Raw genomic sequence first — 15,143 nt, 5'->3', positions numbered from 1 at the left:
TTACAGCTGCTGCATGAGGCTACCTGAAAAACGGCAGGCGTTTTCAGGTAGCCTGCACCCTAGCCTTTCAGGCTATCCAATTCGCTGATGTTGATGCTGTTCCGGTTGCGGTACACCAGCACCATAATCGCCAGGCCGATGGCCGATTCCGCCGCCGCCACGGTCAACACGAAAAACACGAAAATCTGTCCGGCGGTATCACCCAGATATTGCGAGAACGCGATGAAATTGAAGTTCACCGCCAGCAGCATCAATTCGATCGACATCAACAGCACCAGCACATTTTTGCGGTTCATAAAAATGCCCATCGCGCTGATACCGAACAGCAGGGCGGCCAGCACCAGATAATGCGTAATCGTAATCATGCCTTCCCCTCCTCTTTCCCTTCTTCGGGGCTACCTGAAATTTCCTCCGCAGCCGCCTGCGGCACCTGCACTACAGCTTCCATCTTCACCATACGCAGGCGGCCTTTATTGGCATCCACCTTCACCTGTTCGGTCGGATCCATTCGCTTCGGATTCACCGTTTTACGGTGCACCAGCGCAATCGCCGCCACCATGCCCAACACCAGCAGCACCGCCGCCAGCTCGAAGGGCAGCAGGTAAGTGGTGTAGATTTGGCTGCCCAAATCGCGCACATTGCTGTAATCGGCCGGCACGTCCTTCATCGGACCGAAGGCCGCCAGATTGGTATCCGGCGCCACCAAAATCATAATCAGCGCCACCGCCATCAGCACACCCACCACACCGGCCACCGGCGCATGCCGCCAGAAACCGGCGCGCATCTCTTCGATGTCCACGTTCAGCATCATCACCACAAACAGGAACAGCACCATCACCGCGCCCACATACACCACCACCAGCGTGATGCCGAGAAACTCCGCCTGCATCAGCAGCCACATCATCGCGCTGGTGCAGAAAGTGAGCACCAGATACAGCGCGGCATGCACCGGATTTTTCACGGTAACAGTTTGCAGCGCGCCAAACAAAATAATAGCCGCCAGCACATAAAATAAAATCAGGGAAAAAGTCATCTTCACACTCCCTTAGCGGTACGGTGCATCGGCCGCTTTACGCTTGGCGATGTCAGCTTCGTATTGGTCGCCGATGGCCAGCAAAATCGGCTTGGTCATGTGCAGATCGCCCTTTTTCTCGCCGCAGTATTCGAAAATATGCGTTTCCACAATCGCATCAGTGGGGCAGGCTTCTTCACAAAAACCGCAAAAAATACATTTTGTTAAATCAATATCATAACGTTTGGTCCGGCGAGTGCCGTCTTCGCGTTCCTCACTCTCGATGTTAATGGCCATCGCCGGACACACCGCCTCGCACAGTTTGCAGGCAATGCAGCGCTCCTCGCCGTTCGGATAGCGGCGTTGCGCATGCAGCCCGCGGAAACGCACGGATTGCGGCGTCTTCTCCTCGGGGAACATAATGGTTTCCTTGCGGGCGAAAAAATTCTTCAGCGTCAGGCCCATGCCCTTCACCAGCTCGCCGAGCAAAAAAGTTTTTACTAAATTAGCCATTGTTATTTGCACCCTGTATGGGGTTATTCGAATGATTCAATTATTTTTCAGGTAGCCTCATGCAGCCTTCGGGCTACCTGAAAATTATTTCCACAGGCTCAGCGGCGATACCATCCACAAGCCCAAGAACACGATATAGACAAAGCCGATTGGAATCAGCACCTTCCACCCCAAACGCATGATTTGGTCGTAGCGATAGCGCGGGAAGGTGGCGCGAATCCACAAGTAGCCGTAGAGCACCATCGCCATCTTGGCAAACATCCAAAACGCGCCCGGCGTGCCGATGATGCCCCAGCTTTGTGGGAAGGGAGACAGCCAGCCGCCGAGGAACATCAGCGCAGTGAGCGCCGCAATCAGAATCATGAAAATGTATTCGGCCAAGAAAAACAGCGCAAAGGCAAAACCGGAATATTCCACATGGAAACCGGCCACGATTTCCGACTCGCCCTCGGCCACATCGAACGGCGCGCGGTTGGTTTCCGCCACGGCCGAAATCAGATACACGATGAAGATGGGAAACAGCGGCAGCCAGTTCCAGGAAAACACCGAGCCGCCGGCGATGCCCGTGGCCTGCGCCGCTACGATGTCAGAAAAATTCATGCTGCCCGACACCATCACCACGCACACCAAAGCCGCGCTCATGGCGATTTCATAGGAAATGCTCTGTGCGGAAGAGCGCATCGCGCCCAAAAACGCATATTTCGAGTTTGACGCCCAGCCGGCAATAATCACGCCGTACACCGACAGAGAAGTAATCATCAAGATATACAGCAGGCCGATATTGACATTGGTCAGCAGCCATTCGCTGGAAAACGGAATCACTGCCCACGCCGCAAACGATGGCGCCAACGACAGCATCGGCCCGATATAAAACAGCGCCTTATTCGACAACTTGGGCCTGGTTACCTCTTTAAACAGCAGCTTGAACACGTCGGCAAAAGGCTGGATCAAGCCCCACGGACCAGTCACATTCGGGCCCACGCGCAGCTGCATAAAGCCGATCACCTTGCGCTCGAAATAAGTCAGATACGCTACCGTTAAAATCAGCGGAATCAAGATGATCACAATCTTCACCAAAATCGACACCACCAACCCGATGTCGCTGCCCACCGCGCCAAACCAGCCGGCAAACAAGGCTTGGAACCATTCTTGCATGTTTAGCCCCTCCCCAATTCAATCGCGTTCATCAGCCCGCCCAGCGCGGCATTGGCCGGATGCAGCGGCAGGTGCACCACATTTTCAGGTAGCCCTTCGTCGGCGCGCACCGTTACCGGCACGCTGCTGCCGTTCTGCTTGGCCACGGCGGCATCGCCGTCGGCCAAACCCAGCGCGGCCAACGTGTTCGGATGCACCCGGGCCGGCGGCACTTGCGCCTGCACGGTTTGCTGCAAAGGCTCGGAGCGGCGCACGATGGCGTCGGTGTGGTAGATGCCCACCCCACCCACGCGGGTCAGGCCGGCCCCGGCCGGCGCAGCTTCGCCCTGCCAGCTCACGGCATTATTCAATTTTTCAGGTAGCCTTTCGGCATCCAAGGCTTCGCGCAGCACGGCTTCGCTGCTGTCGTAATCAAAGCCGTCCAAGCCGCACACATTGCCCAACACGCGCAGCACTTTCCACAGCGGGCGAGAATCGGCATAACCTTTCACCACGCCGCGGAACGATTGCAGGCGGCCTTCCATATTGATCAGGCTGCCCGAGGTTTCGGTGAACGGCGCAATCGGCAGCAGCAGGTCGCACACTTCCAGCAGCGTGTCGCTCACGAAGGGCGTGAACGCCATCACGGTTTGCGCCTGCTTCAGCGCGGCCACGGCAGCCGCGCCGCCGGCCACGTCGATTTCCGGCTCCACGTTCAGCAGCAGCACGGCTTTTTTCGGCTGCGCCAGCATTTCGCCAATGCTAGAGCCCTGGTTTACATCCAATGCTTCCGCGCCCACACTGTTGGCGGCTTGCGGCAGGATGCCCAGGGTCGCGCCGGTGGCGGCGGCCAAGGCTTGGGCGGCGGCATAAATCGCAGCGTAATCGGGATGGTTTTGCGCATCAGCACCCAGCACGATGGCGGCCTGTTCGGCGTTGTGCAGGCTGGCGGCTACGGCGGATTGCGGGTTGGCCAGCAGGTTTTTCAGGTAGCCTGCCCAGCTGTCGGGATGACGCACTTCCTGTGCCAACAAGGGCATATACAATTCTTCGCGCTGCGCGGCGAGCAGGCTCAGAGCCATGCCGTTTTTGGCGGCGCGGCGCAGGCGGGCGGTAAGCAGCGGCTGCTCTTGGCGCAAGGTGGAACCCACCACCAATACTGTACCGCAGGCGGCCAGGCTTTCGATGCTGCGGCCGAGCCACGGCGCGCCTTGCAGGCTGCCTGAAAGCCGACTGTCTTGCTCCCGCAGGCGGCTGCTCAGATGGCGTATGCCGAGGCCGGCAGCCAGTTTCTTGGCCAGATAGAGCTCTTCCACGGTATTCATCGGGTTAAGCCACATGGCGGTTTGGCCGTCGCCGTCTTCTTTTTGGATGCATTCCAAGGTTTTGCGCACATATTCCAGCGCGGTAGGCCAATCCACATCATGCCATTCGCCGCCGTGTTTGATTTTCGGCCGGCGCAGACGGCTGGCGTGGTTCAGCCCTTCGTAGGCAAATCGGTCGCGGTCAGAGAGCCAGCATTCGTTGATGGCTTCGTTTTCCAGCGGCAGCACGCGGCGCACGGTGTGGTCTTTGGTTTGCACAATGAGGTTGCTGCCCAGCGCGTCGTGCGCGGAAACGGATTTGCGCCGGTTCAACTCCCAGGAGCGGGCGTTGAATCGGAAGGGTTTGCTGGTGAGCGCACCCACCGGGCACAGGTCAATCACGTTGCCGGAGAGTTCGGTTTCCACCACGCGGCCAATAAAGGGCATGATTTCGGAATGTTCGCCGCGGTAGGCCATGGCGATTTCCTGCTTGCCGGCGATTTCTTCGGTGAAGCGCACGCAGCGGGTGCAGTGGATGCAGCGGCTCATTTCGGCGGCAGACACCAAAGGACCCATGTCTTTGCCGGCCACGGCGCGTTTGGGCTCGGTGTAGCGGGTGGTGGATTTGCCGTAGCCCATGGCCAAATCTTGCAGCTGGCATTCGCCGCCTTTGTCGCAAATCGGGCAGTCAAGCGGGTGGTTGATGAGCAGGAATTCCATCACGCCGGATTGCGCCTGGCGGGCCTTATCGGAATGGGTGCGCACCACCATGCCGTCGGTTACCGGCGTGGCGCAGGCGGGCAGCGGCTTGGGTGCTTTTTCCACGTCCACCAAGCACATGCGGCAGTTGGCGGCGATGGAGAGTTTTTTGTGGTAGCAGAAGTGCGGGATATAGGTGCCGAGCTTTTGCGCGGCTTCAATCACCGTGGCGCCCTTTTCTACCGACACTGATTTGCCGTCGATTTCAATTTGTAACATGGTTGGTTCCTAGTTACGGATTTTTGGTTTTGCGGTGGCGCCGCCGGCTTGTGAGCGGGCGGCGGCATGTTTTGTTGTTTTCAATAATGCGGTTCTGGTGGAAAACTATTTTTCAGATAGCCTCACCTTCACCAAAGGCTACCTGAAAACCCTCAACACCATTTGTGCGCTTTTATCGGTTTGCCGTGTTCGATGTAGTGGACGAACTCGTGGCGGAAATGCTTGGTGAAGCCGCGCACGGGGAACACGGCGGCATCGGCCAGCGCGCAGATGGTGCGGCCGCTCATGTTGTTGCCGATGGAATCGAGCAGCTCCAAGTCTTCCATGCGCCCTTTGCCTTCGGCAATGCGGCGCACGATGCGGTAGAGCCAGCCGGTGCCTTCGCGGCACGGCGTACATTGCCCGCAGGATTCTTCGTAGTAAAAATAGCTCAGGCGCTCCAAGGCTTTCACCATGCACACGTCTTCGTCCATCACAATCACCGCACCGGAACCGAGCATAGAGCCGGCTTTGGCAATGGCGTCGTAATCCATGGTTAGGCCCATCATGATGTCGGCAGGCAGCACCGGGGCGGACGAACCGCCGGGAATCACGGCTTTCAGCTTTTTGCCGCCGCGCATGCCGCCGGCCATTTCCAGCAAGTCGGCAAACGGGGTGCCGAGCGGGATTTCGTAGTTGCCGGGGCGCTCCACGTGGCCTGATACGGAAAACAGCTTGGTGCCGCCGGCGTTTTCGATGCCTTTTGCGGCAAAGTTTTGACCGCCGTCGCGGATAATGAAGGGCACGGAGGCGAAGGTTTCGGTATTGTTGATGGTGGTCGGGCGGCCATATAAGCCGAAGGAGGCTGGGAAGGGCGGCTTAAAGCGCGGCTGGCCTTTTTTGCCTTCTAGCGATTCGAGCAGCGCGGTTTCCTCGCCGCACACATAGGCACCGTAGCCGTGGGAGGCGAATAGCTCGAAATCGAAGCCCAGGCCCATGATGTTTTTGCCGAGCAGGCCGGCTTGGCGCGCTTCGGCGAGCGCGGCTTCAAACCGCTGATAACCTTCGAAGATTTCGCCGTGGATGTAGTTGTAGCCGGCGGTGGCGCCCATCACGTAGCCGGCAATAATCATGCCTTCAATCACGGCATGCGGGTTGAAGAAGATGATGTCGCGGTCTTTGAAGGTGCCCGGTTCGCCTTCATCGGTGTTGCACACCACGTATTTGGCGCCTTCGATGTTGCGCGGCATGAAGCTCCATTTCAGGCCGGTGGGGAAGCCGGCGCCGCCGCGGCCGCGCAGATTGGAGGTTTTAAGTTCGGCGATCAGGTCGTCTTGCGGAATCTTTTCGCTGAGGATTTTGCGCAATGCCTGATAACCGCCGCGCGCCTGATAGGCGGCCAGCGTCCAGCAGTCTGGGGCAGCGGTGTTCACCTGCTCGAAAATTACGCCTGGTTGGTAAATAGCCATGTGTTTGCCTAGCTTTTAAACTTTTGATTCTTATTTATTTCAAGTCTTCAGGTAGCCTTTTATGCCTTTCTGAGGCTACCTGAAAATTTTCAGGTAGCCTTCAGCCCAGCTCGGCCAGTTTCTGGTCGATGGCTTCGGCGGTCATAAAGCTGCACATTTTGTGGTTGTTCACCAGCATCACCGGTGCATCGCCGCAGGCGCCCATGCATTCGCCTTCCACCAGGGTAAACTTGCCGTCGGGCGTGGTTTCGCCAAAGCCGATGCCGAGTTTCTCCTGCAAATAGCGGGCGGTATCCACGCCGCCGCGCAGGGCGCATGGCAGGTTGGTGCAAACGGTGAGCTTGTATTTGCCCACCGGATGCAGGTTGTACATATTGTAGAAGGTGGCCACTTCGTAAGCCTGCGCGGCAGTGATGCCGATATAGTCGGCCACGAAGGCGATGGTTTCGGGAGCAAGCCAGCCTTTTTCGGTTTGCGCGATGCGCAGGGCGCCCATGATGGCGGAACGGCGCTGATCGGCTGGAAATTTGGCCAGCTCGGTATCGATTTGCTTCAGGGATTCTGCGGATAACATTAGCGGTCTACCTCTCCGAATACGATGTCCTGCGTGCCGATGATGGCAACAACGTCGGCCAGCATGTGGCCGCGTGCCATTTCATCCATACCTTGCAGGTGGGCGAAGCCGGGGGCGCGGATTTTCAGGCGGTAGGGCTTGTTGGCGCCGTCTGAAATGATGTAGATGCCGAATTCGCCTTTGGGGTGTTCGACGGCGGTGTAGGTTTCGCCTTCGGGCACGTGCATGCCTTCGGTGAACAGTTTGAAATGGTGGATCAAATCTTCCATACCGGTTTTCATTTCGGTGCGTTTAGGCGGAGCGACTTTGTGATCGTCCACAATCACCGGGCCAGGATTAACCCGCAGCCATTCGGAGCATTGCTTGATGATGCGCACCGATTGGCGCATTTCGTTGATGCGGCAGAGATAACGGTCGTAGCAATCACCGTTCACGCCAACGGGGATGTCGAAATCCATTTTTTCATAGACTTCGTAGGGCTGTTTTTTGCGCACATCCCATTCGATGCCGGAGCCGCGCAGCATCACGCCGGTGAAACCTTTCTGCATAGCACGTTCGGGTGAAACCACGCCGATACCAACAGTGCGCTGTTTCCAAATGCGGTTGTCGGTGAGCAGGGTTTCCAAATCGTCAATTCGCGAAGGGAAGCGTTCGCAGAAGGCATCGATAAAGTCCAGCATGCTGCCTTCGCGCCAGGCGTTCAGTTCTTTCAGCACTTTGGCGCTACGGTATTTGCTTGCTTCGTATTTAGGCATGAAATCAGGCAGATCGCGGTATACTCCGCCGGGGCGGAAATAGGCCGCGTGCATGCGTGCGCCGGAAACCGCCTCATACAAATCCATCAGGTCTTCGCGGTCGCGGAAGGCATACAGGATGGCAGTCATCGCGCCGATATCAAGCGCATGCGAACCCACACCCATCAAATGATTCAGGATGCGGGTAACCTCCGCAAACATGGTGCGGATATATTTGGCACGGATCGGGATTTCGATACCCAGCAGCTTTTCCACAGCCAGGCAATAAGCCTGCTCGTTAACCATCATGGAAACGTAGTCCAAACGATCCATATACGGCAGTGCTTGCAGATAGGTTTTGGTTTCGGCTAGTTTTTCGGTGCCACGGTGCAGCAGGCCAATATGTGGGTCGGCGCGCACGATGGTTTCACCATCCAGCTCCAAAATCATGCGCAATACACCGTGCGCGGCCGGATGCTGCGGGCCGAAGTTGATGGTGTAGTTTCTGAGTTTAGCGGCCACCGTAGTTCTCCTCACGGACGACGCGCGGCGTAATTTCGCGCGGCTCGATGGTTACCGGCTGATAAACCACCCGTTTTTCTTGTTCGTCGTAGCGCATTTCCACATAGCCGGACACGGGGAAATCTTTGCGGAAGGGATGGCCGACAAAACCATAATCTGTCAGGATGCGGCGCAAATCTGGGTGCCCCTCAAACAGGATGCCGTATAAATCAAAGGCTTCACGCTCATACCAATCGGCGCTGTTGTAGATATCAACCACCGAAGCCAGCACTGGGAAATCGTCATCTTCTGCCCATACGCGCACACGGATGCGCTGGTTGTTTTGTAGCGACAACAGTTGGCTGACCACGGCAAAACGCGGCCCTTCCCACGGCTCGTTTTTATACTCGCTGTAATCCACACCACACAAATCAAGCAGCAATTCAAAGTGCATGGATTCGTGATCGCGCAGCAATTGCATAATTTCGCGGTAGTTCCCGGCTTGAGCTTCCACCGTGACTTCGCCAAACGCCAAAATCACTTTCTCTGCTTTGTCGCCCAGCAGGTTTTGTACGGCAAGATACAAATCGTTTACATGCATGGCGTACTCCTAATGGCGGGCGATGGTGTAGGTGCGCTTGATTTTGCCTTGCAGCTGGATCAAACCGTAAATCAGCGCTTCAGCTGTGGGCGGGCAGCCAGGAACATACACATCCACCGGTACGATGCGGTCGCAACCGCGTACCACGGAATAAGAATAATGATAGTAGCCGCCGCCGTTGGCACACGATCCCATCGACAACACCCAACGCGGCTCAGCCATCTGGTCGTACACACGGCGCAGTGCCGGTGCCATTTTATTGGTTAATGTGCCAGCCACAATCATTAAATCGGATTGACGCGGCGATGGACGAAAGATAATGCCGAAGCGGTCTAAATCGTAGCGTGCCATACCGGCGTGCATCATTTCCACCGCGCAGCAGGCCAAACCAAAGGTAACCGGCCACATCGAGCCGGTACGCATATAATTGAGCACGGTATCGGCACTGGTGGTGATAAACCCTTTACTCAAAACGCCTTCTATTCCCATTCCAGCGCACCTTTTTTCCATTCATAAACAAAGCCGATGCCCAAAATCACGATAAATACAGACATCACGCCGAAACCGAACATACCCAAGTCTTTAAACACCACTGCCCAAGGAAACATAAAGGCAATTTCCAAATCAAACAAAATAAACAGGATAGCCACCAGATAATAGCGCACGTCAAAACGCATACGGGCGTTTTCAAACGCCTCAAAGCCGCACTCGAAAGGCGCATCTTTTTCGGCATAGTGGCGCTTCGGCCCCAGCAGCGTACCCAACGTTAAAAACAGCACGCCTGCCGCCAAACCGACCAAGACGAAAACAAATACAGGGAAATAGTTAGCCAACATGGTTTGCACTCAAAGGATAAAAATGCAGGTAAAACCAATCGGCATTGTAACCAAATTCATTGTTTGATTCAAAGCAAACCAGCATAAGAAAAGACAATATTTTCATTGTATTAAATAGGAATTATTCGCAATATCTTCAGCCGTTGCATTGCAACGGATTTTCACACGACATAGTTTTGATTTAAATCAAGGCTATAAAATCAACGCTCACAAACTTACGGGCATAACAATTATTTACACAGCCAAAGGCTACCTGAAAAGTTGTTTGTCGCCTTACTGCAAAAACGTGTAGAATGCGCCGGTTTGTTACAGATCCCAAGATTGGGCCGATAACCTTATGGATCCTTCCGGTTCCCACCCTGCCATTTCTCCGATTCTTTTTCCCTGATTCCCACCGTGCGCCCCTACCGTGATGCACGGTATTGGAGTGCGCATGCCTACCCTATTGCCCTCTTCCGAACAACAGCCGCTCGACATCGCACGCATCCACGAGCTGGCCGATGCCCTGCTGCCCGTATATGACACCGTGCAGCCCGACAGCGCGCTCGACGATCCCTATCTCAACAGCTGTCTTTCCGAACTCATCCAAATCCTGCACGAGCTCCACCCCGCCGATATCGCCGCCGCATTGGAATCGCTGCCGCTGCAAGCGCGCCTGCTGGTATGGAAACTGGTAGGGCCCGAAAACGACGGCACCATCCTTTTGGAAGTGCCCGACGCCGTTCGCGAAACACTGATTGAAAACATGGAGCGGCAGGAGCTCCTGGCCGCCGTGGAAGATATGGACGTGGACGACCTGGCCGAGCTGGCCGACGACCTGCCGCGCCAAATCGTGGCCGAAGCGCTGCAATCGTTGGATGAAGAAGAACGCGCCCAAGTACAGGCTTCCATGTCGTTTGCCGACGACCAGGTCGGCGCCATCATGGACTTCGAGCTGGTAAGCATCCGCGCCGATGTGAGCTGCGAAGTGGTGCTGCGCTATTTGCGCCGCTTCGAGAGCCTGCCCGACCACACCGACAAAATCTTCGTGATCGACGAAAACGACATCCTGCAAGGCGTGTTGCCCATTCGCAAGCTGCTGGTGGCCGACCCCGACGAAATTGTCGAACACATCATGGCGCGCGACATCGTGCGCTTCCACCCCGAAGACAACACCGAAGAAGCCGCCCAAGCCTTCGAACGCTACGACTTGGTTACCGCACCCGTTACCGACGCCGAAGGCAAGCTCATCGGCCGCCTCACCGTGGACGAGATGGTGGACGTAATCCGCGAAGAAACCGAAGCCGATATGCTGAACATGGCCGGCCTGCAGGAAGAAGAAGACCTGTTTGCCCCCGTGCTCGATTCGGTGAAAAACCGCTGGATGTGGCTGGCCGTCAATTTGTGCACCGCCTTTCTGGCCAGCCGCGTGATCGGCGCGTTTGAAGGCAGCATTGCGCAGATTGTGGCGCTGGCCGCACTGATGCCGATTGTGGCCGGCATCGGCGGCAATTCGGGCAACCAAACCATCACCATGATTGTGCGCGCCATGGCCATGGGGCAGCTTTCGGGCAGCCAGGCGCTGCACCTGCTGAAAAAAGAAGTGGGCGTGGCACTGATTAACGGCGTGATTTGGGGCGGCGTGATGGGCGTGGTGGCTTGGTTGCTGTATAAAAACATCGGCATCGGGCTGGTAATGGTGGCGGCGATGACGCTCAACCTGCTCTTGGCCGCCACCGTGGGCGTGCTGATTCCGGTGATCATGGACAAGCTCGGCCGCGACCCGGCGCTGGGCAGCTCGGTGCTGATCACCGCCGTAACCGACTCGGGCGGCTTCCTGATTTTTCTCGGGCTGGCTACAATTTTTTTGTTGTAGCTTTAGTTAGTTATAATTTTCAGGTAGCCTTCTCCCAATAAGAAGGCTACCTGAAATTTTTGCCGGTTTGCTTGATCTGATCGAATCGGAGCCTCCGGCTTCGGGAAATGCAACCCCAGTTTGCAAACGCTAATGCTCAAGTGCTTTACGCAGGCGGTAGACCACTCCATTACCGCAATCAAACCAGCTTATCCAGCATCACTGGCTTTTCAGGTAGCCTCTCACGGCATTAAAGAGGCTACCTGAAAATTTCCTCCCTGCCATCATCCAAACCGCCTAATCATACCGGCTTCGGCGGTTGGTAAATCCGCACGGCGGGTTTATAATGCCCGCCCGTTTGTATGCCGGCCAACCGACTGAATTAAAGGAAACCTATGCCTACTTACCGCAAGCTTCTTTTGGGCGTGTTCGCCGTATGCGCGGCATGCACGGCCATGTCTCTCTATATGCAATACGGGCGCGGCATGGACCCGTGCGTGATGTGCATCATCCAACGCGTTTCGCTGATTTTTGCCGGACTGCTGGCGCTGCTTACCGCACTGCTGCCGCAAGGTCGCTGCCGGGTGCGGGCGCTTTCCGCCTTTTTGGTGAGCATCCCCACCGTGTGGGGCGGCTGGACGGCGGCCAGCCAGCTGCACCTGCAAAGCCTGCCTTTAGACCAACAGCCTTCCTGCGGCGCGCCGTGGTCGTTCCGGCTGCAAGGCGCACCGCTGTTCGATCTGTATGAGCCGATTATCCGCGGCTACGGCGAATGCGGCAAAGTGGAATACTTCTTAGGCGTGCCGTTTGCCTGGTGGTCGTTGTTGGCCTGTCTGTTTATCCTGGCCGTACTGTGGGGCGGCTGGTGGAAATTGCGCGGGAAATAAGAGCGGCAAAAAATGGGGCAGGCGCTTGGCCTGCCTCTTTGTTTGCCCGTTTGAAACGATGTGCTGATAATCCTATTTTCAGGTAGCCTCACCAAGTAAACAAGTAAAGGCTACCTGAAAACAAAACTGGCTTCTTTCCCAAGCAATCATTTGCGCATGGAAAACGGCCTAGCTCACGCTAGGCCGTTTTCTGTTATTTGGTGGAGGTAAGCGGGATCGAACCGCTGACCTCTTGCATGCCATGCAAGCGCTCTACCAACTGAGCTATACCCCCGAATTGTGGTGGCGAATCAGGGACTCGAACCCCGGACACAAGGATTATGATTCCTCTGCTCTAACCAGCTGAGCTAATTCGCCGCTTTTGAAGAAGCGCGTATTATACGGCTTTATAATTTTCTGTCAAACCAAAATACTGCTTTTTTTGTTATGGATTGATTTTTATGAATAAGTAATCAGCGAATATCTGTCACACAAGCCGCCGGTATAAACCAACACCGCAAAAACGAGCCGATTCCGCCAGCGGCCAGCCCGTTTTACGCCATTAATCGGCAAACTGTTTTTTCATCCGCTCGCGCCGCTCCTGCGCTTCCACCGACAAAGTGGCGGTGGGGCGGGCCAGCAGGCGCTTCAGGCCGATGGGCTCGCCGGTGTCCACACAAAAGCCGTAGTCGCCCTCGTCGATCTGGCGAAGTGACGCCTGGATTTTGGTGAGCAACTTGCGTTCACGGTCTCGGGTGCGCAACTCCAGGGCGTATTCTTCTTCCTGCGTGGCACGGTCGGCCGGGTCGGGGGCGGCTTCGTGGTTTTGCAGGTGGCCGGTGGTGTCGGCGGCTTTCTGGATCAGCTCGTCTTGCAGCTTCACCAGCAACTCACGGAAAAAGGCCAGCTGGTCGGCATTCATATATTCCTCTTCCGGGCCTTTCCAGTTGATGATGTCCTGTTCGTTTAGTTTTGCCATGAGTTATCCTTTTTGTAAAAAATTGCAAACCGCTCCTTCCCGCAAACGGCTGCTTTTTTTGTGAAAAGCGGACTATAAAGCAGCCGCTGTTTTATGGCAAGAGCCACAAATTCAATCCCGCCACAATCGCCGGCAGCCACCAGGCCGCCCACCACCATAAAAGCAGCGCCAAGAGGCTACCTGAAAAATCCCAGCGCCCGACACGCAGAAAAGCAAACGGCCGGCAAAGCGGTTCGAAGATGCGGTTCAACACCGCCGTGAGCGGCGAATACCCCTGCGACAACGAGAGTACCATGCGCCACAACAGCCCGCCCAACAGCACATAGGCAATGGAACGCGTGAGCGCCAAAGCCGCAAACAACATATTCGCCGCCGCAACCTGCCAGCTGATCATCGACGAAGGCAGGTTCAGCAGCGAAAGCAGCAGATAAGCCGCCACATACAACAGTAGCGCAGCCAGCACGCAGGCCGTGTCCCACTGCCCCAGCGGCGGCACTACACGGCGCAGCGGTTTCACCAGCCAATCCGTGCTGCGGCAGCAGAACTGCGCCAGCGGGTGCGAAAAATGCAGGCGGCCGTATTGCAGCAGGCAGCGCGTGAGGCAGAGCATGGCCAGCGCATCGGCCAGCAGGGAAATCAATTGGTTCGCTATCTGGTTCACTTCGCCAGCTCGCCTGCCAATTCCTGAGAACGTGCCACACAGGCCTTCACGCCCGCGCCGATGGCGGCGGCCACACCGTGTGCCTCGAAGGTTTGCAGCGCTTCGTATGTGGTGCCGCCTTTGGAAGTAACCTTTTGCTGCAACAGGGAAAAATCCTCACCGCTCTGCTCAGCCAGCAGCACCGCGCCTTTAAACGTGGCCAAACTCAGCAGCCGGGCCTGACCGGCATCGAAGCCCTGCTCCCACGCAGCGCTTTGCAGCGCGTTGAGCAGGTAGAACACATAGGCCGGGCCGCTGCCGCTGATGCCGGTGATGCGGTGCAGGCCGTCTTCATCGGGCAGCCACAGGGTTTGGCCGCTGGCCTGCATGATGCGCTCGGCTAAGGCGCGATCGGCGGCAGATACGCCGCTGTCGGCAAACAGCCCGGCCACGCCCTGCCCCACTTGCGCCGGCGTGTTCGGCATCACGCGCACGATGCGCCGCGTGCCGCCCAACCAGCCGCTCAAAGCCGCACACGGCAGCCCGGCCGCTACCGACAGCACCAGCGCGCCCCCAGTCCGCACGTTTTGCAGTGCGGCCTGCATGTCCTGCGGCTTCACCGCCAACACCAGCACGTCTTGTTCACCCAATGGCGGCAGCTCGGCAGCGGTGGCAATGCCATATTGCCGCGAGAGTTCTGCCAGCTTGGCGGCGTTGTGGTCGATGGCGCAGATGTCGAACCCGCCGGCGCGGCTCATGCCGGCGATGATGGCGGCGGCCATATTGCCCGCGCCCAAGAAATAAATCGTCATGGTTTTTCCTTTCGGTGAGGTAAATGCGGATGGGACGGCGTTTTCATTTTTCAGGTAGCCTCTTTCGGCTATCGGTGGGCTACCTGAAAATTGTGTATCTTTTTTCAACTAGCCTGTGAGCTGATAAGAGGCTACCTGAAAACTCTCCGCCCTTTTTCAGGTAGCCTCAAAGCCGGATGTCGGGCGTGATTTCCACGCTTTCGCATTGCTGCAAAAAAGACAAATACGCCGCAGGCAAAGGCGGCAGTTTGTCTAAACGCTTAACCGCAACCGCGCTTGGGCAGCCTGGCCATGATTTGTGTTACGGAAAGCATGGCAAACATATCTGCCAACCCGGTTTCGGCACGCCAAAAGGCTGCCTGAAAATGCCCGAACGT

Annotated in this window: 16 protein-coding genes and 2 tRNA genes; 2 read left to right on the top strand and 16 right to left on the bottom strand. The window is 56.6% G+C overall.

From position 1 onward, the window contains the following. Window positions 1–59 precede the first annotated feature (59 nt). The 11 genes from nuoK to H9Q10_RS10815 all read right to left on the bottom strand — a co-directional run bounded on the left by nuoK (window position 60) and on the right by H9Q10_RS10815 (window position 9,635). On the bottom strand, window positions 60–365 hold the full coding sequence (gene nuoK / locus H9Q10_RS10865; protein WP_197904001.1) for an NADH-quinone oxidoreductase subunit NuoK: 306 nt from the start codon (window positions 363–365) through the stop codon (window positions 60–62). Beyond that, on the bottom strand, window positions 362–1,033 hold the full coding sequence (locus H9Q10_RS10860; protein WP_197904000.1) for an NADH-quinone oxidoreductase subunit J: 672 nt from the start codon (window positions 1,031–1,033) through the stop codon (window positions 362–364). The genes nuoK and H9Q10_RS10860 overlap by 4 nt, the downstream gene beginning before the upstream one ends. Before the next feature lie 12 nt (window positions 1,034–1,045). Continuing rightward, a complete protein-coding gene (nuoI, locus tag H9Q10_RS10855) occupies window positions 1,046–1,525 on the bottom strand; it encodes an NADH-quinone oxidoreductase subunit NuoI (RefSeq protein WP_197903999.1) in 480 nt (159 codons plus the stop codon). Window positions 1,526–1,609: 84 nt separating this feature from the next. Continuing rightward, window positions 1,610–2,680: an NADH-quinone oxidoreductase subunit NuoH gene (gene nuoH, locus H9Q10_RS10850; protein WP_197903998.1), complete on the bottom strand. Its 1,071-nt coding sequence runs from the start codon at window positions 2,678–2,680 to the stop codon at window positions 1,610–1,612. Window positions 2,681–2,682: 2 nt separating this feature from the next. Then, a complete protein-coding gene (nuoG, locus tag H9Q10_RS10845; RefSeq protein WP_197903997.1) occupies window positions 2,683–4,941 on the bottom strand; it encodes an NADH-quinone oxidoreductase subunit NuoG in 2,259 nt (752 codons plus the stop codon). A gap of 152 nt (window positions 4,942–5,093) precedes the next feature. After that, window positions 5,094–6,389 carry an NADH-quinone oxidoreductase subunit NuoF gene (gene nuoF / locus H9Q10_RS10840; protein ID WP_197903996.1) on the bottom strand — a complete coding sequence of 432 codons (1,296 nt, stop codon included), beginning with the start codon at window positions 6,387–6,389 and terminating at the stop codon, window positions 5,094–5,096. A 100-nt stretch (window positions 6,390–6,489) separates the two neighbouring features. Further along, window positions 6,490–6,963 (bottom strand): NADH-quinone oxidoreductase subunit NuoE, encoded by a 474-nt coding sequence (gene nuoE / locus H9Q10_RS10835; RefSeq protein ID WP_197903995.1) that lies wholly within the window; start codon window positions 6,961–6,963, stop codon window positions 6,490–6,492. Then, a complete protein-coding gene (nuoD, locus tag H9Q10_RS10830; protein ID WP_197903994.1) occupies window positions 6,963–8,219 on the bottom strand; it encodes an NADH dehydrogenase (quinone) subunit D in 1,257 nt (418 codons plus the stop codon). Before nuoD ends, nuoE begins: the two co-directional genes overlap by 1 nt. Further along, window positions 8,209–8,799 (bottom strand): NADH-quinone oxidoreductase subunit C, encoded by a 591-nt coding sequence (locus tag H9Q10_RS10825; RefSeq protein ID WP_197903993.1) that lies wholly within the window; start codon window positions 8,797–8,799, stop codon window positions 8,209–8,211. The genes nuoD and H9Q10_RS10825 overlap by 11 nt, the downstream gene beginning before the upstream one ends. Before the next feature lie 9 nt (window positions 8,800–8,808). Then, window positions 8,809–9,288, bottom strand: a complete 480-nt coding sequence (locus H9Q10_RS10820) for a NuoB/complex I 20 kDa subunit family protein (RefSeq protein ID WP_067594097.1) — start codon at window positions 9,286–9,288, stop codon at window positions 8,809–8,811. Next, on the bottom strand, window positions 9,279–9,635 hold the full coding sequence (locus H9Q10_RS10815; protein WP_197903992.1) for an NADH-quinone oxidoreductase subunit A: 357 nt from the start codon (window positions 9,633–9,635) through the stop codon (window positions 9,279–9,281). The genes H9Q10_RS10820 and H9Q10_RS10815 overlap by 10 nt, the downstream gene beginning before the upstream one ends. A gap of 433 nt (window positions 9,636–10,068) precedes the next feature. Between H9Q10_RS10815 and mgtE the strand changes: the two genes are divergently transcribed. Then, window positions 10,069–11,490, top strand: coding sequence for a magnesium transporter (mgtE, locus tag H9Q10_RS10810; protein WP_197903991.1), 1,422 nt, complete (start codon window positions 10,069–10,071; stop codon window positions 11,488–11,490). Between the two features lie 374 nt (window positions 11,491–11,864). Next, a complete protein-coding gene (locus H9Q10_RS10805; protein ID WP_197903990.1) occupies window positions 11,865–12,356 on the top strand; it encodes a disulfide bond formation protein B in 492 nt (163 codons plus the stop codon). Window positions 12,357–12,554: 198 nt separating this feature from the next. On the opposite strand, the gene H9Q10_RS10800 is transcribed toward H9Q10_RS10805, so the two are convergent. From H9Q10_RS10800 to proC, 5 genes are all read right to left on the bottom strand, one after another. Next, window positions 12,555–12,630 (bottom strand) — tRNA-Ala (locus H9Q10_RS10800). A 6-nt stretch (window positions 12,631–12,636) separates the two neighbouring features. Further along, window positions 12,637–12,713: transfer RNA gene (locus H9Q10_RS10795), tRNA-Met, on the bottom strand. A gap of 184 nt (window positions 12,714–12,897) precedes the next feature. Continuing rightward, entirely contained in the window at window positions 12,898–13,314 is a 417-nt protein-coding gene (gene dksA / locus H9Q10_RS10790) for an RNA polymerase-binding protein DksA (RefSeq protein WP_197903989.1), read from the bottom strand. 91 nt (window positions 13,315–13,405) lie between these two features. Further along, window positions 13,406–13,975 carry a YggT family protein gene (locus H9Q10_RS10785; RefSeq protein WP_338082323.1) on the bottom strand — a complete coding sequence of 190 codons (570 nt, stop codon included), beginning with the start codon at window positions 13,973–13,975 and terminating at the stop codon, window positions 13,406–13,408. Further along, on the bottom strand, window positions 13,972–14,766 hold the full coding sequence (gene proC, locus H9Q10_RS10780) for a pyrroline-5-carboxylate reductase (protein ID WP_197903988.1): 795 nt from the start codon (window positions 14,764–14,766) through the stop codon (window positions 13,972–13,974). The genes H9Q10_RS10785 and proC overlap by 4 nt, the downstream gene beginning before the upstream one ends. Between the last annotated feature and the right edge of the window lie 377 nt (window positions 14,767–15,143).

The organism is Eikenella glucosivorans (genome assembly GCF_016025525.2).
GTDB classification, from domain to species: Bacteria; Pseudomonadota; Gammaproteobacteria; order Burkholderiales; family Neisseriaceae; genus Eikenella; species Eikenella glucosivorans.
Note: the sequence above shows the minus strand (reverse complement) of the source record. Positions and strands in the feature narration are given on the sequence as shown.

What these genes read in the sequence shown, in the direction of transcription:
- nuoK (WP_197904001.1), bottom strand. Translation starts at nt 365, where the DNA reads ATGATTACGATTACGCATTATCTGGTGCTGGCCGCCCTGCTGTTCGGT.
- H9Q10_RS10860 (WP_197904000.1), bottom strand. Translation starts at nt 1,033, where the DNA reads ATGACTTTTTCCCTGATTTTATTTTATGTGCTGGCGGCTATTATTTTG.
- nuoI (WP_197903999.1), bottom strand. Translation starts at nt 1,525, where the DNA reads ATGGCTAATTTAGTAAAAACTTTTTTGCTCGGCGAGCTGGTGAAGGGC.
- nuoH (WP_197903998.1), bottom strand. Translation starts at nt 2,680, where the DNA reads ATGCAAGAATGGTTCCAAGCCTTGTTTGCCGGCTGGTTTGGCGCGGTG.
- nuoG (WP_197903997.1), bottom strand. Translation starts at nt 4,941, where the DNA reads ATGTTACAAATTGAAATCGACGGCAAATCAGTGTCGGTAGAAAAGGGC.
- nuoF (WP_197903996.1), bottom strand. Translation starts at nt 6,389, where the DNA reads ATGGCTATTTACCAACCAGGCGTAATTTTCGAGCAGGTGAACACCGCT.
- nuoE (WP_197903995.1), bottom strand. Translation starts at nt 6,963, where the DNA reads ATGTTATCCGCAGAATCCCTGAAGCAAATCGATACCGAGCTGGCCAAA.
- H9Q10_RS10825 (WP_197903993.1), bottom strand. Translation starts at nt 8,799, where the DNA reads ATGCATGTAAACGATTTGTATCTTGCCGTACAAAACCTGCTGGGCGAC.
- H9Q10_RS10820 (WP_067594097.1), bottom strand. Translation starts at nt 9,288, where the DNA reads ATGGGAATAGAAGGCGTTTTGAGTAAAGGGTTTATCACCACCAGTGCC.
- H9Q10_RS10815 (WP_197903992.1), bottom strand. Translation starts at nt 9,635, where the DNA reads ATGTTGGCTAACTATTTCCCTGTATTTGTTTTCGTCTTGGTCGGTTTG.
- mgtE (WP_197903991.1), top strand. Translation starts at nt 10,069, where the DNA reads ATGCCTACCCTATTGCCCTCTTCCGAACAACAGCCGCTCGACATCGCA.
- H9Q10_RS10805 (WP_197903990.1), top strand. Translation starts at nt 11,865, where the DNA reads ATGCCTACTTACCGCAAGCTTCTTTTGGGCGTGTTCGCCGTATGCGCG.
- dksA (WP_197903989.1), bottom strand. Translation starts at nt 13,314, where the DNA reads ATGGCAAAACTAAACGAACAGGACATCATCAACTGGAAAGGCCCGGAA.
- proC (WP_197903988.1), bottom strand. Translation starts at nt 14,766, where the DNA reads ATGACGATTTATTTCTTGGGCGCGGGCAATATGGCCGCCGCCATCATC.